A 26,523-nucleotide genomic window follows, 5' to 3' on the forward strand; every position below is an offset into this window, starting at 1 on the left:
TAGGTTCAGGCCCGGGAGGGATGGTTACCTACATCTGCTTCAGCCACTCCTGGGCGGTCTCCATGTCGTCGAACGTGGCCACCACCGGCCCTTCGGCCGTGAACTGCAGCATGAGGTCGGTGCTGAGGCGGCTGTAAACATTGGGCGAGTATACCCAGGCAAAGTACTTAAGCCCGGCGGCCGTCATGGCCGGAAACCACTCGCGCCCGCCCCACTCCGAGGCATCGCTCCACATGCTGGTCACGCGCGTGTTGTCGTTTAGCACTTTGCTGCTCCGATGCTCCACCATAAACTGCAGCATTTCCTGGCATCCGTCCTGCACGCTCATCAGGTTCTGGTCGCCCGTCCAGTCGGCATGCAGCCATTCATTCAGGTGGTCGTAGGCAATGGTGAGATGAGGGGATTCGTGTAGCGTTTGCAAAGACATAGCATCGGATTAGGGCAGTGCGGCCTGCTACGGCTAATACGTAGCAAAGGATACAGAAAAGCCCGAGATACTTGCCTAATATACCACTCAATACTTACAAAGGCAGTTTTCGATACGCATTTATACGTACAAAGCAAAAAGCATAACCCAAAAAGCTATCCAAATAAACAGGTTAGGGCCTCCTAAAGCTGAACATTATTAACGGCTACTTTTTTGTGTCGCTACCTGTAACGCAAGCCAGACAGCGGCCTACTTCGTATAGAATTACTGAGGCGCTGGCTGCGGTGAAAGGTTTACTTCCGGCGGGCGTCTACCTCCGCAAAACCGCCGGTTTCGGCACTATTTCTGTCTTCTCTTTTCCATGAAAAATCGATTGAAATCCTTGGCCAGCGCATGCCTGCTGGCGCTCACCGTTGCGTGCGGCTCGCAGCAGCCAGCCGATGCTCAGAACCCGCCGCGCTCCACCGCCGGCTTTGCCCCGGCCAACCTGAAAGGCTTGGCCATAGCCACCTTTGCCGGGGGGTGCTTTTGGGCCCAGGAGGAGGCTTTTGAGCAGATAAAGGGCGTGAAGCAGGTGGTGAGCGGCTACGCCGGCGGCACCAAAGCCAACCCCACCTACGAGGAAGTAGCCGACAAAACCACCGGCCACACCGAAACCGTGCAGATTTACTACGACCCCAAACTGGTGAGCTACCAAAAGCTGGCTGACATCTTCTTCACGGCCTCGCACGACCCCACGCAGCTCAACCGCCAGGGCCCCGACGCGGGTCCCGAGTACCGCTCCGTGGCGTTTTACCGCACGCCGGAAGAAAAGCAAATTCTGGAGGCCACCATTGCCCGGGTCAATGCATCGAAAGAATACAGCGGCAAAATAGTGACCCAGGTGGTGCCGTTCCAGAAGTTCTGGCCGGCCGAGGCCTACCACCAGGGCTACTACCGCCTGCACCCCGAAAACCCCTACATCGCCCACGTATCGGCTCCCAAAGTCGAGCACGTGCAGAAGGCCTTCCCCAAAGATTTGAAGAACCCGCTGTAAGCGCCAGCCTGCCCGTGCAGCCCAGAATCCGAAAGCCCCGGCCGCCCTGGCCGGGGCTTTTTTGGGCTAATCCCCCACGCACCCAAGCCGGCGAGTATCTTTGAAAACAGAAGCCGCTCACCGCTTGCGGCGTTTCGCTGCCCTCGCCCCGTATGTCCCCTTCCGCGCCCCGTGCCCTAGACTTTGAGCTGCTGTTTGCCGCGCTGCCCACCCCGTTTGCGGCGCTGGCACCCGACGGCACCATTCTGGCGCAGAATACGGCCCTGGCCGCCCTGCTCGGCGCAGCGGACCTGGTGGGCCAGCCCTTGGCCGCCTTGCCCGCGGCGCTGCAGGCCACCGGCAGCATCCTAATGCCGCCCGAGGCCTGGGACGCGGGCCTGCGGGCGGCCCAGGCCTCGGGCGCCGCCCAAGTCCTCACGCCGGAATGGGCGGGCGAAATACCATCGAAAGCCGCAGCGGCCGCCCCCTCGTACTGGGAAGCCACCCTGCAGCCGGTGCACGCCCCAGCGGCCGACGGCCAGGCCCTGGGCGAGTTGCGCTACCTCCTGCTGCGCCTGCTGGACGTCACGACGCAGCTGCGCACGGCCCACAGTCAGGCGCAGCTGCAAGACCAGCGGCTGCGCATCCAGCGCATCCTGGACCAGATTCCCCTCACCATCAGCACGATGGAGGGGCCCGACCTGGCGTTTACGTTTCTTTCGGCCCAGGCCCGGGCCACCATGGGCGCGCGCGCGGCCCTGGGCCGCACCGTGGCCGAGAGCATGCCCGAAATAACGGCCCAAGGCTACCTGCAGATGCTCCAGCAGGTGCGCGACAGCGGTCAGCCGTTGTTCGGCCACGAAGAGCGCACCGAGCTGCTGGACCCGGCCACCGGCCAGCTGCAGGAGTACTACCACAACTTTGGCTACCTGCCCTTACACGGCGAGCGGGGCACGGGGGTGCTGGCCTATGGCCTCGACGTGACCGAGCAAGTACAGGCCCGCCAGCGCAACGAGGCCCTGATGGCCGATGCCCGGGCCGCCGACCAGCGCCTGCGCCGCGTGACCGAGAGCCTGCCCACCATCACCTTCATCACCAACCAGGACCGGCAGGTACTCTACGTGAGCCCCCAGTGGTTTGCCTACACCGGCACCGCCCCGAGGACCTCGACCGGGAGTGGATGGCGCGGCTGCACCCCGACGACATCCCCAATGTGCTGGAGAAGTACGAGGCCGCCTTGGCCGCCGGCACGCCCTGGCGCTACAAGCTGCGCCTGCGCCGGCACGACGGCGAGTACCGCTGGTTTATGAGCCAGGGCGTGCCCGAGCCACTGGAAGAGGCGCAAGCCGCCGGCCGCTCGCGGCAGTGGTTCGGCTCGGACCTCGACATTCACGACCTGCACGAAACCCAGCTCCAGCTCCAGGCCAAAGACCAACAGCTCAGCCAGATTCTGAGCCAAAGCCCGGCCATGATTGCGACCGTGGCCGGCCCCGACCACCGCTTCACCTTTACCAACGCCGCCTACGATGCGCTGATGGGGCACCGGCCGCGCGTGTGCGCGCCCGCCGCCCAGTGCCTGCCCGAAGTGGCCGAACAGGGCTTTGTGAAGCTGCTCGACACGGTGTACGAGTCCGGCAAAACGTTTGAGGGCCGGGCCATGCCCCTGCAGGTGCTGGACGCAGCCAGCGGCGAGCTCCGGCAGGTGTACCTCGACTTCACGTACCAGCTGCTGCGCGACGGGCACGGCGCGGCCACCGGCATCCTGGCCTTTGGGGTCGACGTGACCGAGCAGGTGCTGGCCCGCCAGGAGGCCGAGCGGCTGCAGGCCGACCTGCGCGCCGCCGACCGCCACCTGCGCCGCCAGGCCGAAGTACTGCCCATCATCACCTTCACCACCGACGCCACCGGCCGCACCACCTACATGAGCCCGCAGTGGTACGCCTTCACGGGCCAGAAGCCCGGCGGCGACTGGGACGAGGTGGACATGGTGTGGGCCGAGCGCCTGCACCCCGACGACCAGGAAAAAACCCGGTTTGAGATTCGGCAAAGCATCAATTTTGCCCGGCTGGGCCGCATCGAAGTGCGCCTGCGCGGGGCCAACGGCCAGTACCGCTGGTTTATGACGGAGGCCGTGCCGGAGCTGGACGCCGCCGGCCGCCTCCGGCAGCGCTACGGCTACCTGCTGGACGTGCACGAGCTGCGCGACACCCAGCGCCGCCTAGAAGAAAAAGACCGGCAGTTGAGCCAGATTCTGGACCAGGCGCCCGCCATGCTGGCCACCATGGAAGGCCCCGAGCACCGCTTCACCTTTTTCAACTCCACCTACGGCCAGCTGCTGGGCCACCGCATCCAGCTGGGGCGGCCGGTGGCCGAGCTCATGCCGGAGCTGGCGGCGCAGGGCTTTGTGGAGCTGCTCGACCGCGTGTACCGCACCGGCGAAACCTTCGTGGGCAAGGAAATGCCGACTCGGCTCGGGGCGGCGGCCACGCCCGCTGAGCTCACGCAATACTTTGACTTCAGCTACGTGGCCCTGCGCGACGGGCAAGGCCATATCACCGGCATTTTGGCCTTTGCGCTGGACGTAACCGAACGGGTGCGCAGCCGCCAGCAGGCCGAGGAGCTGGCCGCCGAGATAAACCGCCGCGACGAGCAGGTGCGCACCATCACGGCGTCGGTGCCGGTGTTTATTTTCAACTTCAGCCCCAACGGGCAAATCACGTACACCAACCCTTACTTCTTCGAATACACGGGCCTGGACCCCAGCGCTTCGTCGGACGAGATATGGGGGGTGCTGCCCCCCGACGACCGGGCCACCGTGAGAGCCCTGGCCCAAACGGCCATGGCCGCGGGCGAGCCCTGGCAGGCCACCTTCCGGTGCCGGCGGCAGGATGGCGAGCTGCGCTGGTTTCAGGCCAAGGCCCAGCCCTACACCGACGCCAACGGCCAGGTGGCGGGGTTCAGCGCCGCCATCATCAAAATCCACGAGCTGCACGAGCGCACCGAGGAGCTGGCCCGCAGCCGCGCCGATTTTGCGGCCCTGGCCGACAACATTGCCCAGCTGGCTTGGATGGCCGATGCGCAGGGCGCCATTTTCTGGTACAACCAGCAGTGGTACGACTACACCGGCACCACCTTCGACAGCATGCAGGGCTGGGGCTGGCAACAGGTGCACGACCCGGCGCTGGCAGACGGCATTCGGGACCGCTACGTCGCGTGCATTCAGGCCGGTAAGCCGTGGGAAGACACGTTCCCGCTGCGCCGCCACGACGGCGAGCAGCGCTGGTTCCTGAGCCGGGCCCGGCCCATCCGGGACCCCGCCACCGGGGAGGTGGTGCGCTGGTTTGGCACCAACACCGACGTGACGGAGCTGCGCCAGCTCCAGGACCAGCTCAGCGACAGCGAAGAGGAACTGCGCATTCAGGCCGAGAGCATTCCACAGCAGGTGTGGACGGCCCAGCCCGACGGCACCGTGGATTTTTTCAACCACCGCACGGCCGCTTACGTGGGCGAGTCGATGGAGCGCTGCGGGGCCGCCCACTGGCTCAACTTTGTGCACCCCGACGACCGCGGCCCCATGCAGAGCCGCTGGGACCAAGCCATTGCCAGCCAGCGCTACTTCGAAGCCGAGTTCCGCCTGCGCCGCTACGATGGTCAGTACCGCTGGTTCCTGGGCCAGGCCCAGGCCCGCCGCGCCCCCGGCGGCCAAGTGCTGAAATGGTACGGCACCAACACCGACGTGCACCAGCAGCGCGTGCTGCAGGAAGAGCTGGTGCGGCGCGAAGAGCAGTTCCGCTTCCTGGCCGAAAGCGTGCCCCAGATTGTGTGGACCAGCACCGGCGTGGGCGGCAACGACTACATCAACCAGCGTTGGTACGACTACACCGGATTGGTGCCGAGCCAAACCACCGGCGACCGCGCCGACTGGCCCGCCGTGATTCACCCCGACGACCTGAACCCGACCAACCAGCGCTGGAAGCACTGCGTGGAAACCGGCGAGTTCTTCGAGATAGAGTACCGCTTCCGGCGCCACGACGGCGTTTATCGCTGGTTTTTGGGCCAGGGCCGGGCCCAGCGCAGCGCCGATGGCCACATCATCAAGTGGTTTGGCACCTGCACCGACATCGACGACCAGAAGCAGGTGCAGCAGCAGCTCGAAGCCCAGAATGCGCGCCTGGTGCGCACCAACGAGGACCTGGACAACTTCGTGTACACCGCCTCGCACGACCTCAAGCAGCCCATCAACAACATGGCGGGCATCTTTGAGGAGCTGACCCGCACAGCGTATTTCCGCGACCCCGATTCCATCAAGCTCATCGCCTATTTTGAGCGGGCCCTGGCTCAGATTTTTGGCACCATCGACGACCTAAGCGCCATTGTGCGGGGCCAGCGCCAGCAGCAGGAACTGCCCCCCGAACCGGTGGTGCTGGCGCCGCTGGTCGATGAAGTCATTGGCAGCCTGCAAGACCTGGTGCGGCAGACCGGCGCCACGTTTGCCCTCGATTTTGCCACCTTCCCGGTGGTCACCTTCGTGCGGCCCAACTTGCAAAGCCTGCTCTTCAACCTCATCAGCAACTCGCTCAAGTACTCCGCGCCCGGCCGCCCGCCCCTCATCCGCCTCAGCAGCACCCCCGATGCCGTGACCGGCCGCCCCATCCTCACGGTGCAGGACAACGGCATTGGCATTGACATGGAGCGTTTTGGACCGCAGCTCTTTCAGCTTTTCCGCCGGTTTCACACCCATATCGAAGGCACCGGCATGGGCCTGTACCTGGTCAATCGCATCGTGCAAAACCACGGCGGCCGGCTGGAAGTCACCAGCGCCGTGGACGAAGGCACGACGTTCCATATTTATTTGTAATTCAGCTCAATAATCAGACACGAACAATAAACTCCCCTCCTTGGATAAGGAGGGGATGCTCAACTGCCAAGTTGAGCTGGGGTGGTTGGATTCGTTGAACGATTAAAGAACGACTCGTACTGGAATCGTTCGGGTATCGTGCAACGATTCAACCACCCCAGCTGGCGCGTCGCGCCAGCGTCCCCTCCTTTCTAAGGAGGGGAGTTTTCCGTTCTTTGGACTCCTCATACCACCCCTCCCCGTGCTCCAATCCAAACTTCCGGACGTTGGCGTCAGCATTTTCACCCAGATGACCCTGCTGGCCCAGGAAACCGGTGCCATCAACCTTGCCCAGGGCTTTCCGGACTACGACCCGCCCCGGGAGCTCATGGAAGCCCTGGCGCGCCACGCCCGCACGCCGGGCCACCACCAGTACGCCCCCATGCCCGGCCTGCCCCGGCTGCGCGACGCCATTGCCGCCCAGGTGGCCCGCCTGCAGGCCGATGCCCCGGAGCCCGACCCGGCCACGGAAATCACCGTCACGGCCGGCGCCACCGAGGCTCTGTATGCAGTGCTGGCCGCCGTGGTGCGGCCTGGCGATGAGGTGCTGGTATTTGAGCCGGCCTACGACCTCTACGGGCCGGCCATCCGGCTGCAGGGCGGGGTGCCGCGCTACGTGCGCCTGCCCGCCCCGCACTTCCGCCCCGACTGGGAGGCCGTGCGCCGGGTGGTGTCGCCCCGCACCCGGCTGGTGATGGTAAACACGCCCCACAACCCCAGCGGCGCCATTTTCACGGCCGAGGATTGGCACGAGCTCGCCCGCCTGCTGGCCGGCACCGATGCCCTCGTGCTGAGCGACGAAGTGTACGAGCACCTCGTGTTCGACGGGGCCCCGCGTATGAGCGCCCGCCAGCACCCAGAGCTGCGCGAGCGCAGCTTTGTACTCTCGTCCTTTGGCAAGACCTACCACGCCACCGGCTGGAAAGTGGGCTACTGCATTGCCCCGCCCGCCCTCACCGCCGAGGTGCGCCGGGTGCACCAGTTCGTCACGTTTGCCGTGAACACGCCCACCCAGCATGCCCTGGCCGATGTGCTGGCCGCCGATACCACGGATGCGCACGCCCGCGGCCTGGCCCATTTTTACCAGCAGAAGCGCGACGAGTTCCGCGCCCTGCTGGTGGGCGCCGGCTGGGACTTGCTACCCGTGCCCGGCGGCTACTTCCAGCTGGCCCGCTACGGGGCGTTCTCCTCGGATAATGACCTGGCTTTTGCGCAGCACCTGGCCCGCGACAAAGGCGTGGCCGTGGTGCCAGTGTCCACCTTTTACCACGACGGCTTTGACGACGGGCTGATTCGATTTTGCTTTGCCAAAGAGCGAAACACGCTGGATGCCGCCGCCACGCGCCTGCAGCGCGACTAGCGCCCCCACTCGGTTACTTGTTAATTGCCTGCCATGTCCGACCTCACCGTTTCCTTCGTCCAAACGAAGCTGCACTGGCACGATGCCATCGCCAACCGCGCCACGCTGGACATTGCCCTGGCCCGGCTGGCCACCCCCACCGACCTCATCGTGCTGCCCGAGATGTTCACCACCGGCTTCAGCATGGAGGCCCCGGACCTGGCCGAGCCCATGGACGGCCCCACCGTGGCGTGGATGCGCGCCCACGCCGCCGCCCACAACGCGGTGGTCACCGGCAGCGTCATCATCCAGGAAGACGGCGCCTACTTTAACCGCTTGCTCTGGGTGCGGCCCGACGGCAGCCTGAGCACCTACGACAAGCGCCACCTGTTTACGCTGGCCGGCGAGCAGCACGTGTACACCCCCGGCCGCACCCGCCTGGTGGAGGAATGGCGCGGCTGGCGCATCTGCCCGCTGGTGTGCTACGACCTGCGCTTTCCCGTGTGGAGCCGCAACCAGCCCACCGAGCCCTACGACCTGCTGCTGTACGTGGCCAACTGGCCGGCCGTGCGCCGCATGGCCTGGATGACCCTGCTCCGGGCCCGCGCCATCGAGAACGTGGCCTGCGCGCTGGGCGTGAACCGCATTGGGCACGATGGCCTGAACCACGAGTACGCCGGCGATTCGGCCCTAATCGATGCGCGCGGCAATTACCTGGTGGAAGCCAACGAGCAGGCCGGCGTTTTCACCCACACGCTACGCCGCAACGAGTTGGAAGATTTCCGCACCAAGTTCGCCGCTTTGAATGACGGCGATGCTTTTGAGCTGCGCGGCAGGTAGCGTACTCAACCCGCCAGAGGGGCAAATGGCTTCTCACACGTTTAAACGGTCGTCGTTGTAGCATGTAAAGTGGTTTGCAATCTTACGTAAATCACCGTTCAAATAAACTCCCACCCGGTAGTTTTGCAGTCCTATGAAACGTTTACTACTCAGCGCGCTGCTGTTATCAGGTTTAGCTGGTTGCAAGAAAGATGAGTCGGCTCCCCCGCTCGTGTTGGCGGCTCAAATCAACGGACAGAATTGGGAGGCAGACCCTAAAAGTTCTCCGTACACCTCTGTGGTCGACTCTTATGCTTACACCCCAGTCCGCTATGTATTCAGTGTAGAAGGCGCATCGCCACAGGGTGTGCCGAGCTTGAACTTGTCTCGTCTCGGGTTCAGAATCTCTTTCTCGTATTTGCCGAAAGTTGGACGCCACGCTATCAATTCGGGCTCAACTAACGCCAAACAGAACTATTGCCAAGCGGATTTTTATTTTGACGCCCCAGATAAGGCAACCTATCGAGCGGATGCCACCAGTGGCTATGTCGAGATAACCGAAATAGCAGGCAATCGCATCACGGGTACATTTGAGCTTACTTGCCCGGCAACCCAACTCATGCCACCGACCAGTGGGGCCCCCACCATGTTCAAGGTGACGCAAGGACGTTTTCAAGGTGTGGTAAACGTGCCGAATAAAATATTGACTTGGGATGGTGAACAATAGGCGGGAGGAAGATGAGCAGGCGGCTTAGCTCAATGCCTTTTTACCTCGGGGGAGCGGGGAGCAGAGACCCCAGGGAGAGCAATAAAAGGCTCCTTTGCTTGAACCACTGCCCATCGGCGTTTACCGGACTGGCAAAGTGGCCCTAAGGTTCAGATTGAGTTTAAGAAACTCGTTCACTAATCAAAGTTCACGAAACTCAAAATGAAGATGAGTTTCGTGAACTGCTATAACCGGGCGTTCACAACCTCCCATAAATCAAAACGAGGGAAATCATCATAATCAACCCGCGCTAAATTCCATCGGGTTGATTGTTCTGAATGTTAGAACTGAACACCACTGTGAAGTAGCTGTGCGGGCTGCCCTTACTGCACCAGCAGGCGCTGCACGGCAGCCGACCCATCGGCTCCTTCGGCCCGCACCAGGTACACGCCAGGAGCCAGCCCAACCAGATTCAACGAGTGACGGCGTTGGGCGGCACCCACGGTTTGCACCACGCGGCCGGTGAGGTCGAGCACCGTGACGCGCGTGGCAGTAGCCGTCTCGACGGTGGCCGTGGCCGTGGCAGGGTTTGGATAGATGCTCAAGGCCAAGGCACGCGCTGCGGCGGGCTGGGTGGCCGTGACGGTGCGGTTGCGGGTGCCGTAGCTGAGGATGCCGCCGGCTTCGGTGCCGACGAAGAGTTCGGGCGCGCCGTCGCCGTTCAGGTCAGCGGCCGCCAGGCCGTAGTGCGCGTAAATTTCCTGGCCCAGCCGCGTGGGCTCGTATTGGCTGGTGAGGGGATTGTAAAGCACATCGGTGCGCTCCGAGAATAAGCCTGCCTGGGCGCGGTAGTTGGAAAAGAAGCGCAGCAGGCCGGTGGCATCGGCCGTGAGCAGGTCGGGCTGGCCGTCGCCGTCGAAGTCGGCCACCGTGGGGTTGAGGTTGAACGGCCGGGCACCGGTGGCGTCGCGAATGCGCCCGAAATCGTTATCCACCAGCACAAAGGCATTGTCTAAAGACCCTTGGCCGCGGTTTCGGAAGTAGCGGAGGGCCATGCCCGGCTCCCGCACTTCGTTGGTGCCGATGAGCAGGTCAACGAAGCCGTCGTTGTCCACATCGGTGAAGCAGGGCATGTCGCCTTTGGCGTACGGCAGCACGCCGGTGGTAGCCGCGCCCTGAGGCTTTAAGCTGACGGCGTTGGCCGCGCTGAAGGCCACCGGCTGGCCCGCCCGGGCGGTGTTCAGAATGTAGTAAATGAGGTTGGTGCCCCGGTCCCAGGCACTGTAGGCCAGGTCGGGGGCGCCGTCGCGGTTCAGGTCCACCAGCACCGGCTTGAGGCCCTCGAGGTTCAACGCCGAGAGGCCCAGGTAGTCGCGGCTGACGAGGCTGAACACCGGCTGGGTGCGCGTGCCCACGTTGCGGTAGTACGTGAGCGTGGCCCGGTACACATTATTGACCCGGTCGGCGAGGTTACCGATGAGCAGGTCGGGCAGGCCGTCGCCGTCGAGGTCGCCGAGGGTGGGCGCGGCGCCTTCGCTCACGTCAATCATCTCGTTTTGCAGGAAGCCGGCGGGGCGGTACGCGAAGGCCGGTGGGCCGCTGGCGGCGGTGTTCTCAAATAGCTGCACCGAATTGCGAAAGCTCACCAAGTCGGCGAGGTTATTGAGCATGTTGGGTGCTACTACCAGGTCGGGGCGGCCATCGAAGTTGGCATCGAAGGAGTAGCCAGCCGGGAAAACCGGCACGTGCACCGGCGTGGCCGCCGAGGGAAAACTCGCGCTGATGCCCGCCTGCGTGAGCACGGGCGCCAGGGCCGTGCCCTGGTTGAGCAGCCGCACCAGCTCGGGGCAGTTGTCGCGGCCGTCGAGCAGGTCCTGGTCGCCATCGCCATCGAGGTCGAGCAGCAGCAGGCTATGACCACCGGTGTGGTTAGGGCGTGCCAAGAAACACTGCTGCCCGTTGAACATGTAGCTGGCGCAGCCCCCGCAGGCCTGAATGCCGCCGTAGTTATCGGTGGTCAGGGTGAAGGTGAGGGCGGCGCCGCAGCTGCCCGGGCTGGTGTTGAGGTACAGCTCAATAAAGGAGGCGCTGATGAAATCGTAGCTCATGATGTCGAGCTTGCCATCGCCGTTCACGTCCTGGATGGCGGGCAGGTTATAGCCGCCAATGGTGAGGTTGGCCGTGCCCGAGAACGTGCCGGAAAACCGTATCTGGTTGGTGGTGAGCTGGAAGCTGGGCCGGCCGTTGGCCAGCACATTGCGAAACACCCGGATTTCGCCGCCGTTGATGTAGGTGAACAAATCGGGGCGGCCGTCGCAGTCGTAGTCGCGCAGCAGGGCCCAGCTTTGCAGGTCAGCGGGAAAGAGGGATTCGTACTCGGGGGCATAGCGCCAGCGGCGGCCGGGCGCAGTGCCCGGCGCGGCCACGCTCAAAAACGTGTAGCAGCGGTTGGTTTCGTGGTCGAAGGCAAACAGGTCGGGCTGCCCGTCGTTGTTCAGGTCGATGGTACTGAACTGGGGCGTGTTGAAGCCGCCGGCCCAGGCATTGCGGAGGGTATCCATGCCCTCCACCACCTTAGCGGCGGGCCGGTATTCAAACCCAAATCCGGCGCCGGTCTGTGCTTTTGCAGCGAAGGAAAACGCCAGCAGCGCCAGCAAAAAAACGTATGAACGAAGCATGGGCGCTGGTCGGCAAGACAGTTGAGGCGGCCGGATGGCTTTTGGAACAAAAATCACGCCCACCTTTGCAGCAATTTACACCCGGTTTGCCCTTACCGTCCGCCCCATGCTGCTTTACTCCCACTACCTGGCCGCCAGCGGCCACGTCAGCACCGATTCGCGTCAGCCCCAGCCCGGCACCTTGTTTTTTGCCTTGAACGGCCCCAGCTTTCGGGGCGCCGCGTTTGCGCCGCAAGCCCTGGAAAAGGGCGCCCGCCACGCCGTCGTCGACGATGCCGAACTGGCCGCCACCGACCCCAACCGCTACACCTTCGCCCCCGACCCGCTGGTGGCCCTACAGGAGCTGGCCCGGCACCACCGCCAGCAGTTCGACATTCCGGTGCTGGCCATCACGGGCTCCAACGGCAAAACCACCACCAAAGAACTCCTCACGGCCGTCTTGGCCCAGAAATTCCAGGTCCTGGCCACCATTGGCAACCTCAACAATCACATTGGGGTGCCGCTCACGCTGCTGCGCCTGCGCGCCGGCGAGCACAACTTCGCCGTGATTGAGATGGGCGCCAACCACCGGCGCGAAATCGCCGAACTGTGCGAACTGGCCCTGCCCACGCACGGCCTCATCACTAACATCGGCAAGGCCCACCTCGAAGGCTTTGGCGGGGCCGAAGGCGTGGCGCTGGGCAAAGGCGAATTGTTTGACTACCTGGCCCGCACCGGCGGCACGGCGTTCGTCAATACCCTCGACGCCCGCCTGCCTTCCCTGGCCGCTGCCGTGCTCACACGCCTCACCTACCCCGGACCCGCTGACACCTACCCCGCCACGCTGCTCTCGGCCGACCCAGCCGTGGCCCTGCGCCTGGCCGACGGCACCGACGTCGTCGCCCAGCTCACCGGCGACTACAACTTCCTGAACCTGGCCGCTGCCGCCGCCGTGGGCCTGCACTTCGGCATCGCCGCTGAGAAAGTAGCTACCGCCCTGGCGCACTACAACCCGCAGAACAACCGCTCGCAGCTCCTGCGTACCGCCGCCGGCAACGACCTGGTTCTGGATGCCTACAATGCGAACCCCAGCAGCATGGCCGCGGCGCTGCGCAGCTTCGCGGCGCGGCCGGCCGCGGCCGGGCAACCCAAGCTCGCGGTATTGGGTGACATGTTCGAACTCGGCGACGATAGCGCCGCCGAGCACCGCCAGCTGGGCCAGCTGCTCGCGGAGCTAAACCTGCCCGCCGTGCTATTGATTGGGCCGGAAATGAGCGCCGCGGCATCTGCGGCAGGCCAGGTCCAGCATTTTGCAAACAAGGCCGAGGCCGCCGAATGGCTCAAACAGCACCCGGTGCGCGGCCAGCAGGTTCTGGTGAAGGGCAGCCGCGGCATGGCCCTAGAGACCCTGGTGGAGCTGCTTTGATTTTCAATTAACAATTAGCATCTAACAAGTAACAGCCGTTCCGACGGGCCCATGTGGTCCTTCAGAACGGCTGTTACTTGTTAAATGCTAAATGTTAAATGACTAAAACGGACTGTCCAACTCGGCAAAAGTGGGCAACACCGCATCCTTGGGCGACACCAGGGCGTCGGCAATGCCCCACTCGATGCCCAGGGCCGGGTCGTTCCACTGCAAGCCACCTTCAGCGGGCGGCGCGTAGTAGTTCGAGCACTTGTAGAGAAAAAGCGTGTCCTCTTCCAGCGCAACAAAGCCGTGGGCAAAGCCAATCGGCACGAAGAGAATGTTGCCTTTGGCTTCGCTTAGCTCAACCTTGGCGTGCTTGCCGAAAGTGGGCGAGTCGCGGCGAATGTCCACCACCACGTCGAGGGCACGGCCCTTGGCGACGCGCACCAGCTTGGCTTGGGCGTGGGGAGGATGCTGGAAGTGCAGGCCGCGCACCACGCCGGGCTGCGACTTGGACTGGTTGTCCTGCACCCAATCGAGGTCGGCGGGCAGGCCCATTTCCTGCATGAGGCGGGCGCTGTAGGTTTCGTAGAACACGCCCCGCGGGTCGCCAAACAAGCGCGGAACAAATTCGATGAGGCCCGGCAGGGCGTGGGGTATTGCTTGCATCAGGACAAAGGTAGGGACCGGACTTTGGCAGGAGTTGAGGGGAGCACGGCTTTATTTTTCACCTCCGCGACAGCACTGATGTACTTGTCCAGCACCAGCTTCTCGTCGAATTTGGTTTCGGCGAGGTGGCGGCTGGCCTGGCCCATGCGCTGCAAATCGGCTTCTGAAAGCTGCAGCACCTGGAGCATTTTGGCCGCCAAATCATGGCCGTCGCGTACCTGGCAGAGGTAGCCGTTGAGGCCATCGACTACGGTTTCGCGGCAGCCGGGCACGTCGGTGGTGACAAGGGGCTTGCCCACGGCCGCGGCTTCGAGCAGGGTTTTGGGGGTGCCTTCGCGGTAGCTGGGCAGCACCACGCAGTCGGCGCGGTGCAGGTGGGCGGCCACGTCGTCGGAACGGCCCAGGTATTCGATATCACCAGTTTTCAACCACTCTTCGAACGTGGCCCGCGGCACGCCCACGCCGCCGGCCTCGTCGAGGCCGCCCAGCAGCTGGATGCGGGTGCCGGGCACGGCCGCCCGAATGAGTTTGGCCGCTTCAAAGTATTCCACCACGCCTTTTTCGTACAGCACCCGCGCCACCATCAAAAACACAAACGGGGTTTGGCGCCGAAACTGCGGCGCGGGCCGGAACCGGTCGGTGTCGACGCCGGAGCCGGGCAGCAGGCCGGTGATTTCGGGGCGAATGAGGCCGTTGTCGAGGAACAGCCGCCGGTCGTCGCCGTTCTGGAAAAACACCTTGTGCGGGAAGCGGAACGCGAAGCGGTAGAGGCCCAGCGCCACCTTGCTCACGAAGTTTTTGATGATGAACACCGTGCCCAAGCCGCTCACGTTGTTGATGCTGGGCACGCCGGCCAGCCGGGCCGCGATGCTGCCGTAAATGTTGGGCTTGATGGTGTAGTGCAGCACCACGTCGGGCTTTTCGCGCTTGTAAATCTGGTAGAAGCGCCGGGTGAGGGCGGCGTCCTGCAGCGGGTTGGTGCCCTTGTTTTCCATGAGAATGGGCACGAAGCGACAGCCCAGCTCGGTTTCGAGCCGCTGCGAATAGTCATCGGGCGGGGCAATGGCCATCACCTCGTGCCCGGCGGCCTGCAAGGCCCGCACGAGGCTGGCCCGGAAATTCCAAATATTCCAACTGGTATTGATAACGATAGCGACGCGCAAGGGAGTGACGGAGTGAGGGAGTGGCGGAGTAAATTGAGGAGCAAAGGTCGGGCCTACGGGGCTTTACTCGTCTGGTTGTCTGCGCTACTCCCTCGCGCGGCCACGCATTCGCTCGCTAAGCCGGTACTTTGTGGCCCATTTGTGTGTTGTGCTTGCTATGAACCTTCGTTTTGCGGCCTTGCTGCTGTTGCCCTTGCTTTCCGCCCGCCCGGTGTTGGCCACGCCGCCGGTGCTGCCGGGCCAGCTTATTTTCCAGAAAAATTGCGTGCGCTGCCACGGCCCCAACGGCAAAAAAGGGCTCAACGGCGCCCACGACCTTACCAAGAGCAACCTCAACGCCTTTGGCCGTACCTATCTGGTGACCAACGGCATGGGCAAGATGCCGGCCTTTGGCAAGGTGCTCACCCCGGCGCAGGTGCAGCAGGTGGTGGCTTACTCGCTTACGCTGCGCTAAGGCAGCAGCGGGCACCTTTTTTCCTCCCCCGCGTAGGGGAGACTAACTGATAACTTCCCTATGGCAAACAAACCCACATCCGGCGGCCGCAAACCCGGCGGCAGCACGCGCCACTTCACCACCGACAACGCCAAAGCCGGCTTCGTCGCCACCAAATCGGGCGGCGCCTACGACACGGCCAAAGAGCAGGAAACCGCCGTGCTCGTGAGCGTACCCCCGCGCCGCCAGTCGGAAGCCCAAACCACGGAATACCTCGACGAGCTGGCCTTTCTCATCGAAACGGCCGGCGCCACCGCCACCAAGCGCTTTGTGCAGCGCCTCGAAAAGCCCGACATCCGGACCTACGTGGGCGAGGGCAAGCTGGCCGAAATCAAGGCCTGGGTGCAGCACGAGGGTACGAGCATGGTCGTGTTCGACGACGACCTCTCGCCCTCGCAGCTGCGCAACCTCGAAGCCGAGCTGCTGGTGAAAATCGTGGACCGCTCGCTGCTGATTCTGGACATTTTTGCCCTGCGGGCGAAATCGGCCACCTCGCGCACGCAGGTGGAGCTGGCCCAGTACCAGTACCTCCTCCCCCGCCTCACCGGCCTCTGGACTCACTTGGACAAGCAGCGCGGCGGCGTGGGCATGAAGGGCCCGGGTGAAACCGAAATCGAAACCGACCGCCGCATCGTGCGCGACCGGATTGCCTTTCTGAAGGAAAAGCTCGAAGACCTCGACAAGCAGGCCCACACGCAGCGCAAAACCCGGGGCGGCAGCATCCGCGTGGCCCTAGTGGGCTACACCAACGTGGGCAAAAGCACCCTGATGAACGTGCTGGGCAAGGCCGACGTGTTTGCCGAAAACAAGCTGTTTGCCACCGTAGACGCCACGACGCGCAAAATCGTGCTCGACCAAACGCCGTTTTTGTTGTCCGACACGGTTGGGTTTATCCGCAAGCTGCCCACCAAGCTGATTGAGAGCTTCAAGAGCACGCTCGATGAGATTCGCGAAGCCGACCTGCTGCTGCACGTGGTGGACATTTCGCACCCCGGCTTTGAGGAGCAGATTCAGGTGGTGAACGACACGCTGTCGGACATCGGCGCAGCCGACAAGCCGGTTTTGCTGGTGTTCAACAAGATAGACCAGTACAAGCAGGACGATGCCCAGCACGACCCCTTTGGCGAAGTGCTGGATGCCGAGGACGACGGCACCGCCCCGCGCCCGCCGCTGGCCCAGCTGCAAGCCACCTACATGGCCAAGCTGCACGACCCGGTGGTGTTCGTGTCGGCCCAGGAGCGCACCAACCTGGAGGAGTTGCGCGAGCTGCTGGCCAAGCGCGTAGCCGCCCTGCACCAGCAGCGGTACCCGTACCAGGCTGCGAATTACTAACAGTGCCAAGGAGTGAGGAAACGGTGGGGTTCGCAACCTCGCCGTTTCACTCATTTACTCACTGCTGGGCGTTAACATACTGTTGCTGAAGCACGTCTCTAGCAGCTTTTGAATAAAGGCTTTCGTAAGGAAAGGAGGCGTGCTACTAGGTACGCCTCCTTTCCTATGCGACATTTCTCCTCATTTCGCTCTGTTCTTGGTGTGTTGTTGTTGGGCCTGAGCCGCGCTGCCATTGCCCAGGATGCACCCGTATATCCCCCGCCCGCGCCCCTCGATACTGCTGGGCTGGGCACCACCGATGCCCAAGCGTTTGCCAATTCCCAGGTGGTGGGCATGGGCCCCAGCAAGGGCCTTATCGTGAAGTACGAGCGGATACCGGGCAACTTCAGCCTGCGCAGCACCGGCGTGAACGGCGCCCCCGACTACCACATGGACGTGACCAAAAACGCCAACCTGGTGGTGAAGGCCTACGCTCCACTGCTCAACCACCCCCACCTAAAACTGGTGCTGGGCCTTAATTACGACCGCCAGGAGTTTCAATTCAGTGAGCCGGCGGCCAGCGACCTGTACGGGCTCTATGGCAACATCCAGAACAAAGGCCTCACCACCATTGGCACGCAGCTGGCCGTGATTCGGCCCGTCGATGCGGTGCACTGGTACCTGTTCCGGACCAAGGGCGAGCTGAATGGCGACTACAATTCCGATGAGCTCAGCATCAGTGACTACCTGAAGGTCACCACCGAGTTTATCTACGGCTGGAAGCGCAGCCCCACGTTTGCCTGGGGCGTGGGCGTGCAGCTGGGCTACATACTGGGCCGGCAGAGCATCTACCCCGTGGTGGTGTACAACCGCACGTTCAACCCGCGCTGGGGCATCGAGGCACTGGCCCCGGCCCGGGTGCTGGTGCGCCGCAACCTCTCGCCGCAGTCGCTGCTGTTTGCCGGCTACGAAGTGGCCAGCGCCAACTACAACCTGAAGCTGCGCAACGCCTTCGCCTCGCCCAACAACCCCGCGGTCACGTCATTGGAGCTGCGCAAGATTGACTTGAAATTCCGCCTGCGCTACGAGCACGAGCTGCTGTCTTTCCTGTGGGCGGGGGCCGAGGCCGGCTACCGCTACAACTACCAGCTCAACTCCTACGACCGCAGCAACAACGGCCGCGACCAAATCATCGACAGCCAGCTCGGCAGCGCGCCCTACGTCAGCCTCGACCTGTTTATTGTGCCGCCCCGCAAGCTGCTGCAGAAAGCGCAGCGCCCGCGTTAGTTCGCCGTCCCGGAACGGGGCGACTGTTAGCTCAATTTCCGGCCGGGCTCAGGGCAGCAGGCGGATAATAAAGTTTTTGAGCGGATTCTTTTTGATGATGGTGACCAGCTGGCCGTTGGCGTACTGGTACTCGTCTTCGCGGCCGTCGCGCTGCGCCTGGTAGGTATGCGCGGCGGTGCTGTTCAGGCTAAAATAGTCGCCAAAGTATTCCGCGAAAGCTTTGCGGTGTGCGCCGGGCTCGCCGAAGAAGAGGTTGGTCACGGCGTAGGTAATCGGCTGGGTTTCGGTGGCGCGGTAGTGGTGCTTGTATTGGTCGGCCACGATGTCGTAATGGTCGCCCTTCCACTCGGTGCGGGAGGAGAAATCCCCTTGGTTGGTATGGGCCTCCACCGTCGAGAGCAGGAGCTGCCCGTTGCGGAAGCGGTTGCTCACCTGGTAATAAATTTTCAGATGGTAGAGCAGGAAGTTGACCTTCACATCGCTCACCAAGGTGTACAGCACGTCGGTGCCTGCTTGGGGCTGGCGGGTGGCCGTCATGGTGCCCACCCGCAGGCCGGCCACTTCGATGGCGTACCGGCGGGTTTCTACCGCCGCAGCTTTCAGCGTCTGGGCCTGCCCAGCCGACGGCAGTAAACACAGGCTACCAACGGTTAGTAGGCGCCGCAGGACAGTAGGAAGAGAATAGCGCAGCGCGGGGCTTCCGGCCAGCTCAACTTGGCGTTCGGCTTCTGGCTCGGCGGCCTTATTGCTCATTCAGGTTCCAGTTGTAGTCCAGGTACGTGACCTTGGTGCTGTTGCTCATTTTGGCGGTGGAGTACTTGTTTACCCAGCTCACCACCGACTGGCTGTTGTTGCTCCAGTCGCCCTTGTACCAGTCGAAGTACTTGGAAAGCTGGGCGGCATCCTGGCTGATTTTGTTCTTGGCCGGGTTGTTCAGGAAGTCGTGGCCCTGGTCGTCGAGCTGGCGCTCGAGCTTGTCGGCGGTGTAGGCCTCGTTTCGCAGCCGGGGGCAGGAAATGGACGCGCACACCAGTGCAAAGTGAATGCGGGGGTCGTTGTATTTCTTGCGCAGTGTGCCGTGCTCAATGTTGTCCAGGCTCATCTTTGTGCTGCCGATGCTGAAAAACTTGGCTGCCCAGGGCGTGGTCACAAACGGAATCTTGATTTTGGAGCCAATGTCCTTGATGCTCTGCACCGGGTAGTGGTCCAGCACCAGGCGCATGGTGTAGGCATTGTAGGCGTTAATCCAGTAGGCCATCTGCTCGTGCTTGCTCCAGCTGGCGGCCGGCGGATTCTTGCTCAGCAGGTCGAGGTACCGATTGAAGTCTTTCTGGTCGGCCATCAGGCCCTTGTAGTTGACCAGGCCCTTCTCGTTCACGTATTTTTTCAGCAGCCGGTCGTAGGCGCTGTGGTCTACCGCGGTGGCAGCATGGCTGGCCAGCGCCTTGTGCTCAGGCGAATGCGAAGAAAAAGCCGGCGTGCGGAAGGCGGTGAGCGTCGTCAGGCCGAGGGCCAGCAGGGCTACGGCCGGTAAGCGGGTTATTTTCATGAAATTGGTCATCAGGGCCATATACGTGCCACCGGCCCAATAAAGATTTCTGCCGCGCCAAACTGCCCGGAGCCGCCCTTGCGTAAGCTTCCGAAACGCCCTTTTCCGATGTTGTTGACCACTGCACTGCTGGCCAGGCGGCAGTTGCTGTGCTTCTCCTTTCAGCGGTCTTACGCCCACAGTGCCTACTAGCGAAGTCTTTTAGCGGGTGAAGCTCGTAAGTATGGCAAAAAGTAAGGAATTTGCACCTCCTACCAACTCAACCGTTATGGCTCTTAGCGTTATCATTCCCACCTACAATGAAGCCGCTAACATCGCCCAACTCGTAGCCGACCTGCGCCGCCACGCCCCCGCCCACCTGGTCGAAATACTGGTAGTGGACGCGCACAGCCCCGACGGCACCGCCGAAGCCGCCCGCCAGGCCGGAGCCACCGTGCTGCTGGCCCCCAAGCCCGGCCGCGCGGCTCAGATGAACTACGGAGCGCAGCAGGCCACCGGCGACATCCTCTACTTCGTGCACGCCGACGTGGGCATTCACCCCGACTACGTGGCCACCATTGAGGCAGCCGTGGCCGCGGGGCACGAAGCGGGCTGCTACCGGTTTCGGTTCGACTCCAAGCACCCTTTGCTGCGCATCAACAGCTACGGCACCCGCTTTCCAGGCATCATGAGCCGCGGCGGCGACCAGACGCTGTTCGTCACGCGCGACCTGTTTCAGCGGTTGGGCGGGTTCAACGAGCGGTTCGTCATCATGGAGGACTTTGAAATCATCCTCCGCATCCGGAAGCTGGCCTCCTTTTTCATCATCCCCCAAGACGTGCGCGTGTCGGCCCGCAAGTACGAAACCAACAGCTGGCTGCGCGTGCAAATAGCCAATTTAACGGCGCTTTCGCTGTTTTTCCTGAAGGTGCCGCCCACCCGCATTGCGCGCACCTACAAAGCCATGCTCAACTACCGCTGATGCCGCCCACCGTTCTCGTTACCGGCGCCAACGGCTTCCTGGGGCGCCACATCGTAGCCGAACTGCTGCGGCGCAACTACAACGTGCGGGCCCTGGTACGGCCCCAAAACCGCACGACCTCTTCGGCCCTGCCGCCGCTGCACAGCCTGCCCATCGAGTGCCGCGAGGGCGACATTGGCCAGCCCAACACGGTGGCCGGCGCGGCAGATGGCTGCATGGCCATCATCCACGCCGCCGCCCTGGCCCAGGTGAACCCGGCCCGCAACCCGGCCGTGTGGGCCGTGAACGACACGGGCACCGAAACCGTGCTGCAGCTAGCTCAAGAGGCTAAAGTTGAACGATTCGTGTACGTGGGCACCGCCAACGTTTTCGGCTTTGGGAGCGTCTCGCAGCCCGGCGATGAAACCCGTCCCTTCTCCGGCACCCGCTACGGCCTGGACTACATGGACAGCAAGCGCGCCGCCACCGTCCGCGTGCAACGCGCCGTAGCCGAATGGAACCTGCCCGCCGTGCTGGTTCACCCCACCTTCATGCTGGGTCCCGGCGATGCAAAACCCACCTCCAATGCCCTGCTGCTGGAGCTGCACCGGGGCCGACTATTGGGCTACCCGCCCGGCGGCAAAAACTACGTGCATGTGCGGGATGTGGCCGTGGCCACCGTCAACGCCCTGAGCAAAGGCCAGGTTGGAGAATCCTACATCTTGGGCAACCAGAACCTAAGCTACCGGGAAGCTTTTGGGCTGATGGCGCGCGTCATGGGCGTGCCGCCGGCGCGGTGGCCCATCCCGGCGGCCGTAGCCCGAGCTTACGGGGCGGCCTGCGACTTGAAAGCCCGCTGGAGCGGACAGCCGGCCCAGCTCAATTCGGCCATGGTGGCGGTGGCCAACGATGGCCACTATTTCAGCGCCCAGAAAGCTATTGTCGAACTTAGTATGCCCCAAACCGCTTTAGAGCAAGCCGTTCAGGAAGCCTTCGACTGGTTTAAAACCAATCATTATGTTTGATACGAATCCCATGGCGGGCACCTTGCTCACGGCTAGCCCCACGTTGTCACGGCCGCCCGCGGTGGTGCGCACGGGGCCGTTTGCGGGCCAAGTGGCCATCGTCACCGGCTCCGAATCGGGCATTGGGCGCGAAACGGCGCGGGCCCTCTGCGAAAACGGAGCCGCCGTGGTGCTCAACGGACGTAACGCCGAGCGCCTGGAGCAGACCCGGCTGGCCTTTGCCCAGGCCGGACTGGCTGTAGCCAGCTGCCAGGCCGACGTGACTGACTATGCCGACTGCGAACGGCTGATTGATACCGCTATCCGGGAGTTTGGTCAGCTCAATATCCTCATCACCAATGCCAGCATTTCGATGCGGGCCTACTTTGCCGATATGCAGCCCGAGGTGTTCCGGCAAGTGCTCGACAGCAACGTGTACGGCACCGTGTACCCGCTCAAGGCCGCGCTGCCGCACCTGACCAAAACCCGGGGCAGCGTCACGTTTATCTCCTCCATCTCGGCGCTGAACGGCATGCCCAGCGGGTCAGCGTACTGCGCCGGAAAAGCGGCCGTGGCCAACCTGGCACACACGCTCCGGCTCGAGCTCGACCACACCGGCATTCACTTCGGCGTGGTGCACATCGGCTTCACCCAAAACGACGCCGACAAGCGCGTGCTGGATGCGGCCGGGCGGCCCGTGCCCATTGCGCACCGCCCGCCGCGCTGGCAAAAATCGCAGGGACAGGTGGCCGGCATCATCCTGAAACACATTCGGCGGCGGCGGCAGCGCACCGTAATTTCGGCCCTAGGCCGCCTGATTGTGCTGATTCATACCTACCTGCCCCGCCTAGGCGATTGGGTGGTGCTCACAACAATTCGGCGCCTGCGGCATTTCTACGAATAACCGCGGCCGTAAACCCGGACCTTCACTATTTTTCGTATGTTCTCAACAACCCATCCAATGGATACTTATTACAACCCCGGCGACCTCAAGAAATTCGGCAACATCTCCGAATTCCAGCCGGAATTTGCCGAGAAATTTTTCTCCTACTACGGCTCCGTATTCGCCGAAGGAGCCCTCACGGCCCGCGAGAAGTCGCTCATTGCCTTGGCCGTGGCGCACGCCGTGCAGTGCCCCTACTGCATCGACGCGTACACCTCGGATACCCTGGAAAAGGGCTGCACCGAGCCGGAAATGATGGAAGCCGTGCACGTAGCCGCCGCCATTCGGGGCGGGGCCACGCTGGTGCACAGCGTGCAGATGATGAACAAAGCCAAAGACCTGTCTATGTAATTGCCTGAGGCTGCGGCCCCAGTTGTTATTTACTTCCTTGCAATCGATGAAATCCCTCAAGGCCACGGGCCACCAACTGGCTGATTCCGCCTTTCAGCTCACGGTGCTGCGCACCGAAGTAGCCGAAACGCTGCACCTGCCGCTGTTCCACGAAAAGATGCGCGGGGCGGACCTGTTTCCGCTGCAGTCGTTTGCGCCGGCCATTCTGCAAATCAACGTGGGCAAAATGTGCAACCAGGTGTGCAAGCACTGCCACGTGGACGCCGGCCCCGACCGCAAGGAAATCATGACCCGCGAGACCATGCAGCTGTGCCTGGACGCGCTGGCCCAAAGCGACATCCAGACCGTGGACCTGACCGGGGGCGCCCCCGAGATGAACCCCGACTTCCGGTGGTTTGTGGAGGAAATCAGCAAGCTGGGCCGCAAGGTGCTGGTGCGCTGCAACCTCACCATCATTGTGGCTAACAAGAAGTACTACGACCTACCCGACTTCTTTAAGCTGCACGGCGTGGAAGTGGTCAGCTCCCTGCCTTTCTACAGCGCCGACAAAACCGACCGCCAGCGCGGCGACGGCGTCTTTGCCGACTCCATTAAGGCCCTGAAAATGCTCAATGCCGTGGGCTACGGCCAGGAAGGCACCGGCCTGGTACTCAACCTGGTGTACAACCCCAGCGGCGCCTTTCTGCCCGGCTCGCAAAAGGCCCTGCAGGACCAGTTTAAGCGCGCCCTGGCCAAGGACTTCGGCATCGTATTCAACGAGCTGTTTGCCATCACCAACATACCGGTGAGCCGCTACCTCGATTACCTGATTGAGTCCAAAAACTACGCCGGCTACATGGAGAAGCTGGTGAATGCCTTCAACCCCGCGGCCGCCGCAGGCGTGATGTGCCGCAACACCATCTCGGTGGGCTGGGACGGCGGCCTGTACGACTGCGACTTCAACCAGATGTTGGATTTGTATGTGGCCAGCCCAGGCAAGCACATCCGCGACTTCGATGCCGCGGCCTTGGCTCAGCGGAGCATTGTGGTGAACCAGCACTGCTATGGCTGCACGGCCGGCAGCGGTTCCAGTTGTGGCGGGGCCGTGGCGTAGGCAAGAGGGAGCGCCTGAAACGGTTCTGTCATTGCGAGGCCGCAGGCTGTGGCAATCCGTCCTCACACTGCGACCAACCCCGAAGTGTGACAAACGCTTTTAAAGCGACAAGCCCCAGCACTGTGCAGTACCGGGGCTTGTCGCTTTAGAAAGTGTCTGGCTTTTACAGGACACAGGACGGATTGCTTCGTCGTGCCTCCTCGCAACGACAGGAGCTATTAGCCCTTTTTCTTCGAAACAGGGCCGCGCTTGGCTACCGCCGCAGGCTGAGCAGCCGCCCGGGCCCGCCGCTTCATCCCTTTCAGCCATGCATACGTAGCCACCTGCGCTTGCACCGGCTTCTTTCCTTCCTCGGGCAGCACGAAACAGTTTTCAAAGTCCCGGGCCTTGACGTTGTCCTGGCGCTGCAAATCGAGCAGATACCGCACCTCGGCCCGCAGACCGGCGTCGAGAATGGGGAAGGCTACTTCCACGCGCCGGTCAAGGTTGCGGGTCATCCAGTCGGCGGATGAAACGAAGACTTTTTCCTCGCCGCCGTGGGCGAAAACGTACACCCGGCTATGCTCCAGGTACCGGTCCACGAGGCCGCGCTGGCTGATGTTTTCGCTGTAGCCCGCCTGGCCCGGTACCAGGCAGCCGATGCCCCGCACGATTAGCTCAATCCGCACACCGGCTTCGCTGGCGTGGTAGAGCTTGGCAATCATGCCGCGGTCTTCCAGGGCATTCATTTTGAGAATAATGTAGGCCTCCTTGCCTTTTTTGGCTTGCTTGATTTCGTAGTCAATCAGGGCGTTGAGGCCGGTGCGCAGGCCAAACGGCGCTACGAGCAGCAGCTCGAGCTGCGGCACGGCCTGCTGGTCGCGCAGGTAGCCAAATACGGCGGCGGCTTCGCGGGTCAGACCTTCGTGGGCCGTAAACAGGCCGTGGTCGGTGTAGAGCTGGCTGGTGCTTTCGTTGAAGTTGCCGGTGCTGAAATAGGCATACTGGCGGGTGGTTTCGTCGGCCTCGCGGCGGGCAATGAGCAGCAGCTTGCTGTGCACCTTCAGCTCGGGCGGCGTGAAGATGACGTGCGCGCCCGCCCGCTGCAGCTTATCGGCCCAAAACAGGTTGGACTCCTCATCGAAGCGGGCTTTCAGCTCCACTACCACCGTCACCTGCTTGCCGTGCCGGGCGGCTTTCATCAGGGCTTTCACCACGGCGCTTTTGCTGGCCACGCGGTAGAGCGTGATGCTGATGGCCGACACGCGCGGGTCGGCGGCGGCTTCGCGCAGCAGGCGCGTCACGTAGTCAAACGACTGGTAGGGCGGGTGCAGCAGGTGGTCGCGCTGGCCGATGGCGGCCAGCAAACTGCCCGTGCGCGGCAGCGTGGGATGCGGCAGCGCCGGCCGGGCCGGGTAGTGGAAACTGGGCTCGTCGAAGTGGGGGAAGCCAAAAAAGTCGCGGAAGTTGTGGTAGCGGCTGCCTTCTACCAAGGCGTCGTCGGTGATGCCGGTTTTCTGCTTGATGGCCCGCAGGGTTTCCTTGGGCATCCGGGGGTCGTAGAGCAGGCGGGCAGGGAAGCCGGTGGCGCGCTTGGCCAGGCTGCTACGGATTTTCTCCATCAGGTCGCCCGATACTTCTTCTTCGATGTCCAGCTCGGCATCGCGCGAGAGCTTGATGGCGTTGACTTCCACCCGCTCGTAGGCCGGAAACAGCGCGGGGGCGCCCACGCGAATCACGTCGTCCAGAAACAGCACGTAGCGCTCCTCGCCTTCGTCGGGCAGGCGCACAAAGCGGCCGCCGTGGCGCTTGGTGGGCAGCTCCATCACCAGCACCCGCTCGGCGTGGGCGCCGGCCTGGGCCTCGCGGGGCTGGCTGAGAAAGAACGTGAGGTACACGGCCTGGTCTTTCAGAAACAGGTGGTGCAGGGTGTCGTCCAGCGCCACCGGCGAGAGCAGGTCGCGCACCTTTTCCTCGAAGTAGCGGGTCGTCCAGGCACGCTGCTGGTCGGTGAGGTCGGCCTCGTTCAGCAGGTGAATGTGGTGGCGGTTTAGCTCGGGCAGCAGCTGCTCCCGAAACGTGGCCCCGAACTCCTCCTGCTGCCGCGATACCTCGACCAGCACCTCGCGCAGCTGGCGCTTCGGGCTGTCGCCGAGCTTGGCGCGCGTTTTCTTCTTTAGGTTGGTGAGCCGCCGCAGGGTGGCCACCCGCACCTTAAAAAACTCGTCGAGGTTGCTGCTGAAAATGGCCAGGAACTTGAGCCGCTCCAGCAGCGGCACGTCGGGGCTCTGCGCTTCCTGAAGCACGCGGGCATTGAAGCGAAGCCAGCTCAAGTCGCGGGAGAGGGTTTTCAAAGCAGACAAAGAATTAGCGGGTAAACTCCCGGCGGTGGAATGCCCACCGGGCGCGGCTTCTTCTACGGCATCCCCAGCCGCATGGCCACAGCCGAGCTTTTAACCGCCCGGCTTTTAAC

The 26,523-nt window shown here is 63.0% G+C and carries 22 protein-coding genes; 15 read left to right on the plus strand and 7 right to left on the minus strand.

The window, feature by feature from the left end:
- Positions 1–28: 28 nt before the first annotated feature.
- Positions 29–427 (minus strand): hypothetical protein, encoded by a 399-nt coding sequence (locus AUC43_RS02625; protein WP_068189585.1) that lies wholly within the window; start codon positions 425–427, stop codon positions 29–31.
- 361 nt (positions 428–788) lie between these two features.
- Here AUC43_RS02625 and msrA point away from each other — a divergent pair, with 361 nt between their 5' ends.
- The 6 genes from msrA to AUC43_RS20775 all read left to right on the plus strand — a co-directional run bounded on the left by msrA (position 789) and on the right by AUC43_RS20775 (position 9,224).
- Positions 789–1,463, plus strand: a complete 675-nt coding sequence (msrA, locus tag AUC43_RS02630) for a peptide-methionine (S)-S-oxide reductase MsrA (RefSeq protein WP_068189587.1) — start codon at positions 789–791, stop codon at positions 1,461–1,463.
- A gap of 152 nt (positions 1,464–1,615) precedes the next feature.
- A complete protein-coding gene (locus tag AUC43_RS21400; RefSeq protein WP_068189590.1) occupies positions 1,616–2,752 on the plus strand; it encodes a PAS domain-containing protein in 1,137 nt (378 codons plus the stop codon).
- Entirely contained in the window at positions 2,656–6,300 is a 3,645-nt protein-coding gene (locus AUC43_RS02640; RefSeq protein WP_068189593.1) for a PAS domain-containing protein, read from the plus strand. The genes AUC43_RS21400 and AUC43_RS02640 overlap by 97 nt, the downstream gene beginning before the upstream one ends.
- Positions 6,301–6,541: 241 nt before the next feature.
- Complete coding sequence (locus AUC43_RS02645; protein WP_233254091.1) at positions 6,542–7,699, plus strand: methionine aminotransferase; 1,158 nt, start codon at positions 6,542–6,544, stop codon at positions 7,697–7,699.
- A gap of 33 nt (positions 7,700–7,732) precedes the next feature.
- On the plus strand, positions 7,733–8,518 hold the full coding sequence (locus AUC43_RS02650; RefSeq protein ID WP_068189600.1) for an amidohydrolase: 786 nt from the start codon (positions 7,733–7,735) through the stop codon (positions 8,516–8,518).
- Positions 8,519–8,651: 133 nt separating this feature from the next.
- Positions 8,652–9,224, plus strand: coding sequence for a hypothetical protein (locus tag AUC43_RS20775; RefSeq protein ID WP_157780897.1), 573 nt, complete (start codon positions 8,652–8,654; stop codon positions 9,222–9,224).
- Positions 9,225–9,586: 362 nt separating this feature from the next.
- On the opposite strand, the gene AUC43_RS02655 is transcribed toward AUC43_RS20775, so the two are convergent.
- The gene (locus AUC43_RS02655; RefSeq protein WP_082684861.1) at positions 9,587–11,881 is read right to left on the minus strand and encodes a T9SS type A sorting domain-containing protein; all 2,295 of its coding nucleotides are present in this window, start codon (positions 11,879–11,881) and stop codon (positions 9,587–9,589) included.
- A 106-nt stretch (positions 11,882–11,987) separates the two neighbouring features.
- On the opposite strand from AUC43_RS02655, the gene AUC43_RS02660 reads away from it, so the two are divergent.
- Complete coding sequence (locus tag AUC43_RS02660; RefSeq protein ID WP_068198120.1) at positions 11,988–13,286, plus strand: UDP-N-acetylmuramoyl-tripeptide--D-alanyl-D-alanine ligase; 1,299 nt, start codon at positions 11,988–11,990, stop codon at positions 13,284–13,286.
- Between the two features lie 102 nt (positions 13,287–13,388).
- On the opposite strand, the gene rfbC is transcribed toward AUC43_RS02660, so the two are convergent.
- The gene (rfbC, locus tag AUC43_RS02665) at positions 13,389–13,937 is read right to left on the minus strand and encodes a dTDP-4-dehydrorhamnose 3,5-epimerase (RefSeq protein ID WP_068189605.1); all 549 of its coding nucleotides are present in this window, start codon (positions 13,935–13,937) and stop codon (positions 13,389–13,391) included.
- The gene (locus AUC43_RS02670) at positions 13,937–15,100 is read right to left on the minus strand and encodes a glycosyltransferase family 4 protein (RefSeq protein WP_068189610.1); all 1,164 of its coding nucleotides are present in this window, start codon (positions 15,098–15,100) and stop codon (positions 13,937–13,939) included. Before AUC43_RS02670 ends, rfbC begins: the two co-directional genes overlap by 1 nt.
- A 157-nt stretch (positions 15,101–15,257) precedes the next feature.
- Between AUC43_RS02670 and AUC43_RS02675 the strand changes: the two genes are divergently transcribed.
- From AUC43_RS02675 to AUC43_RS02685, 3 genes are all read left to right on the plus strand, one after another.
- A complete protein-coding gene (locus tag AUC43_RS02675; protein WP_068189613.1) occupies positions 15,258–15,554 on the plus strand; it encodes a c-type cytochrome in 297 nt (98 codons plus the stop codon).
- A 60-nt stretch (positions 15,555–15,614) separates the two neighbouring features.
- Positions 15,615–16,925, plus strand: a complete 1,311-nt coding sequence (hflX, locus tag AUC43_RS02680) for a GTPase HflX (protein ID WP_082684862.1) — start codon at positions 15,615–15,617, stop codon at positions 16,923–16,925.
- Positions 16,926–17,090: 165 nt separating this feature from the next.
- The gene (locus tag AUC43_RS02685; protein WP_157780898.1) at positions 17,091–18,191 is read left to right on the plus strand and encodes a hypothetical protein; all 1,101 of its coding nucleotides are present in this window, start codon (positions 17,091–17,093) and stop codon (positions 18,189–18,191) included.
- Between the two features lie 48 nt (positions 18,192–18,239).
- On the opposite strand, the gene AUC43_RS02690 is transcribed toward AUC43_RS02685, so the two are convergent.
- The gene (locus AUC43_RS02690; RefSeq protein WP_233254092.1) at positions 18,240–18,944 is read right to left on the minus strand and encodes a DUF6134 family protein; all 705 of its coding nucleotides are present in this window, start codon (positions 18,942–18,944) and stop codon (positions 18,240–18,242) included.
- The gene (locus tag AUC43_RS02695) at positions 18,934–19,740 is read right to left on the minus strand and encodes a DUF547 domain-containing protein (RefSeq protein WP_082685249.1); all 807 of its coding nucleotides are present in this window, start codon (positions 19,738–19,740) and stop codon (positions 18,934–18,936) included. Before AUC43_RS02695 ends, AUC43_RS02690 begins: the two co-directional genes overlap by 11 nt.
- Positions 19,741–20,008: 268 nt before the next feature.
- On the opposite strand from AUC43_RS02695, the gene AUC43_RS02700 reads away from it, so the two are divergent.
- From AUC43_RS02700 to arsS, 5 genes are read left to right on the plus strand one after another with little or no spacing between them, the layout of a single operon-like run.
- Positions 20,009–20,701: a TIGR04283 family arsenosugar biosynthesis glycosyltransferase gene (locus AUC43_RS02700; protein ID WP_068189624.1), complete on the plus strand. Its 693-nt coding sequence runs from the start codon at positions 20,009–20,011 to the stop codon at positions 20,699–20,701.
- Positions 20,701–21,705, plus strand: coding sequence for an NAD-dependent epimerase/dehydratase family protein (locus AUC43_RS02705; RefSeq protein ID WP_068189627.1), 1,005 nt, complete (start codon positions 20,701–20,703; stop codon positions 21,703–21,705). The genes AUC43_RS02700 and AUC43_RS02705 overlap by 1 nt, the downstream gene beginning before the upstream one ends.
- The gene (locus tag AUC43_RS02710) at positions 21,698–22,588 is read left to right on the plus strand and encodes an SDR family oxidoreductase (protein WP_068189629.1); all 891 of its coding nucleotides are present in this window, start codon (positions 21,698–21,700) and stop codon (positions 22,586–22,588) included. The genes AUC43_RS02705 and AUC43_RS02710 overlap by 8 nt, the downstream gene beginning before the upstream one ends.
- Before the next feature lie 57 nt (positions 22,589–22,645).
- The gene (locus AUC43_RS02715; RefSeq protein WP_068189631.1) at positions 22,646–22,978 is read left to right on the plus strand and encodes an arsenosugar biosynthesis-associated peroxidase-like protein; all 333 of its coding nucleotides are present in this window, start codon (positions 22,646–22,648) and stop codon (positions 22,976–22,978) included.
- Positions 22,979–23,024: 46 nt separating this feature from the next.
- Positions 23,025–24,071 (plus strand): arsenosugar biosynthesis radical SAM (seleno)protein ArsS, encoded by a 1,047-nt coding sequence (gene arsS, locus AUC43_RS02720; RefSeq protein WP_068189635.1) that lies wholly within the window; start codon positions 23,025–23,027, stop codon positions 24,069–24,071.
- A gap of 218 nt (positions 24,072–24,289) precedes the next feature.
- Here arsS and ppk1 read toward each other — a convergent pair whose 3' ends face one another.
- On the minus strand, positions 24,290–26,404 hold the full coding sequence (ppk1, locus tag AUC43_RS02725) for a polyphosphate kinase 1 (RefSeq protein WP_233254093.1): 2,115 nt from the start codon (positions 26,402–26,404) through the stop codon (positions 24,290–24,292).
- Positions 26,405–26,523: the final 119 nt, after the last annotated feature.

Source organism: Hymenobacter sedentarius (genome assembly GCF_001507645.1).
Taxonomy (GTDB): Bacteria; Bacteroidota; Bacteroidia; order Cytophagales; family Hymenobacteraceae; genus Hymenobacter; species Hymenobacter sedentarius.

Bases quoted from the DNA above. Each gene is read 5' to 3' on its own strand.
- AUC43_RS02695 (WP_082685249.1), bottom strand. From the start codon at position 19,740: ATGAAAATAACCCGCTTACCGGCCGTAGCCCTGCTGGCCCTCGGCCTG.
- hflX (WP_082684862.1), top strand. From the start codon at position 15,615: ATGGCAAACAAACCCACATCCGGCGGCCGCAAACCCGGCGGCAGCACG.
- AUC43_RS21400 (WP_068189590.1), top strand. From the start codon at position 1,616: ATGTCCCCTTCCGCGCCCCGTGCCCTAGACTTTGAGCTGCTGTTTGCC.
- AUC43_RS02690 (WP_233254092.1), bottom strand. From the start codon at position 18,944: ATGAGCAATAAGGCCGCCGAGCCAGAAGCCGAACGCCAAGTTGAGCTG.
- arsS (WP_068189635.1), top strand. From the start codon at position 23,025: ATGAAATCCCTCAAGGCCACGGGCCACCAACTGGCTGATTCCGCCTTT.
- AUC43_RS02625 (WP_068189585.1), bottom strand. From the start codon at position 427: ATGTCTTTGCAAACGCTACACGAATCCCCTCATCTCACCATTGCCTAC.
- AUC43_RS20775 (WP_157780897.1), top strand. From the start codon at position 8,652: ATGAAACGTTTACTACTCAGCGCGCTGCTGTTATCAGGTTTAGCTGGT.
- AUC43_RS02655 (WP_082684861.1), bottom strand. From the start codon at position 11,881: ATGCTTCGTTCATACGTTTTTTTGCTGGCGCTGCTGGCGTTTTCCTTC.
- AUC43_RS02715 (WP_068189631.1), top strand. From the start codon at position 22,646: ATGGATACTTATTACAACCCCGGCGACCTCAAGAAATTCGGCAACATC.
- AUC43_RS02710 (WP_068189629.1), top strand. From the start codon at position 21,698: ATGTTTGATACGAATCCCATGGCGGGCACCTTGCTCACGGCTAGCCCC.
- AUC43_RS02675 (WP_068189613.1), top strand. From the start codon at position 15,258: ATGAACCTTCGTTTTGCGGCCTTGCTGCTGTTGCCCTTGCTTTCCGCC.
- AUC43_RS02705 (WP_068189627.1), top strand. From the start codon at position 20,701: ATGCCGCCCACCGTTCTCGTTACCGGCGCCAACGGCTTCCTGGGGCGC.
- rfbC (WP_068189605.1), bottom strand. From the start codon at position 13,937: ATGCAAGCAATACCCCACGCCCTGCCGGGCCTCATCGAATTTGTTCCG.
- AUC43_RS02700 (WP_068189624.1), top strand. From the start codon at position 20,009: ATGGCTCTTAGCGTTATCATTCCCACCTACAATGAAGCCGCTAACATC.
- AUC43_RS02650 (WP_068189600.1), top strand. From the start codon at position 7,733: ATGTCCGACCTCACCGTTTCCTTCGTCCAAACGAAGCTGCACTGGCAC.
- msrA (WP_068189587.1), top strand. From the start codon at position 789: ATGAAAAATCGATTGAAATCCTTGGCCAGCGCATGCCTGCTGGCGCTC.
- AUC43_RS02685 (WP_157780898.1), top strand. From the start codon at position 17,091: ATGCGACATTTCTCCTCATTTCGCTCTGTTCTTGGTGTGTTGTTGTTG.
- AUC43_RS02660 (WP_068198120.1), top strand. From the start codon at position 11,988: ATGCTGCTTTACTCCCACTACCTGGCCGCCAGCGGCCACGTCAGCACC.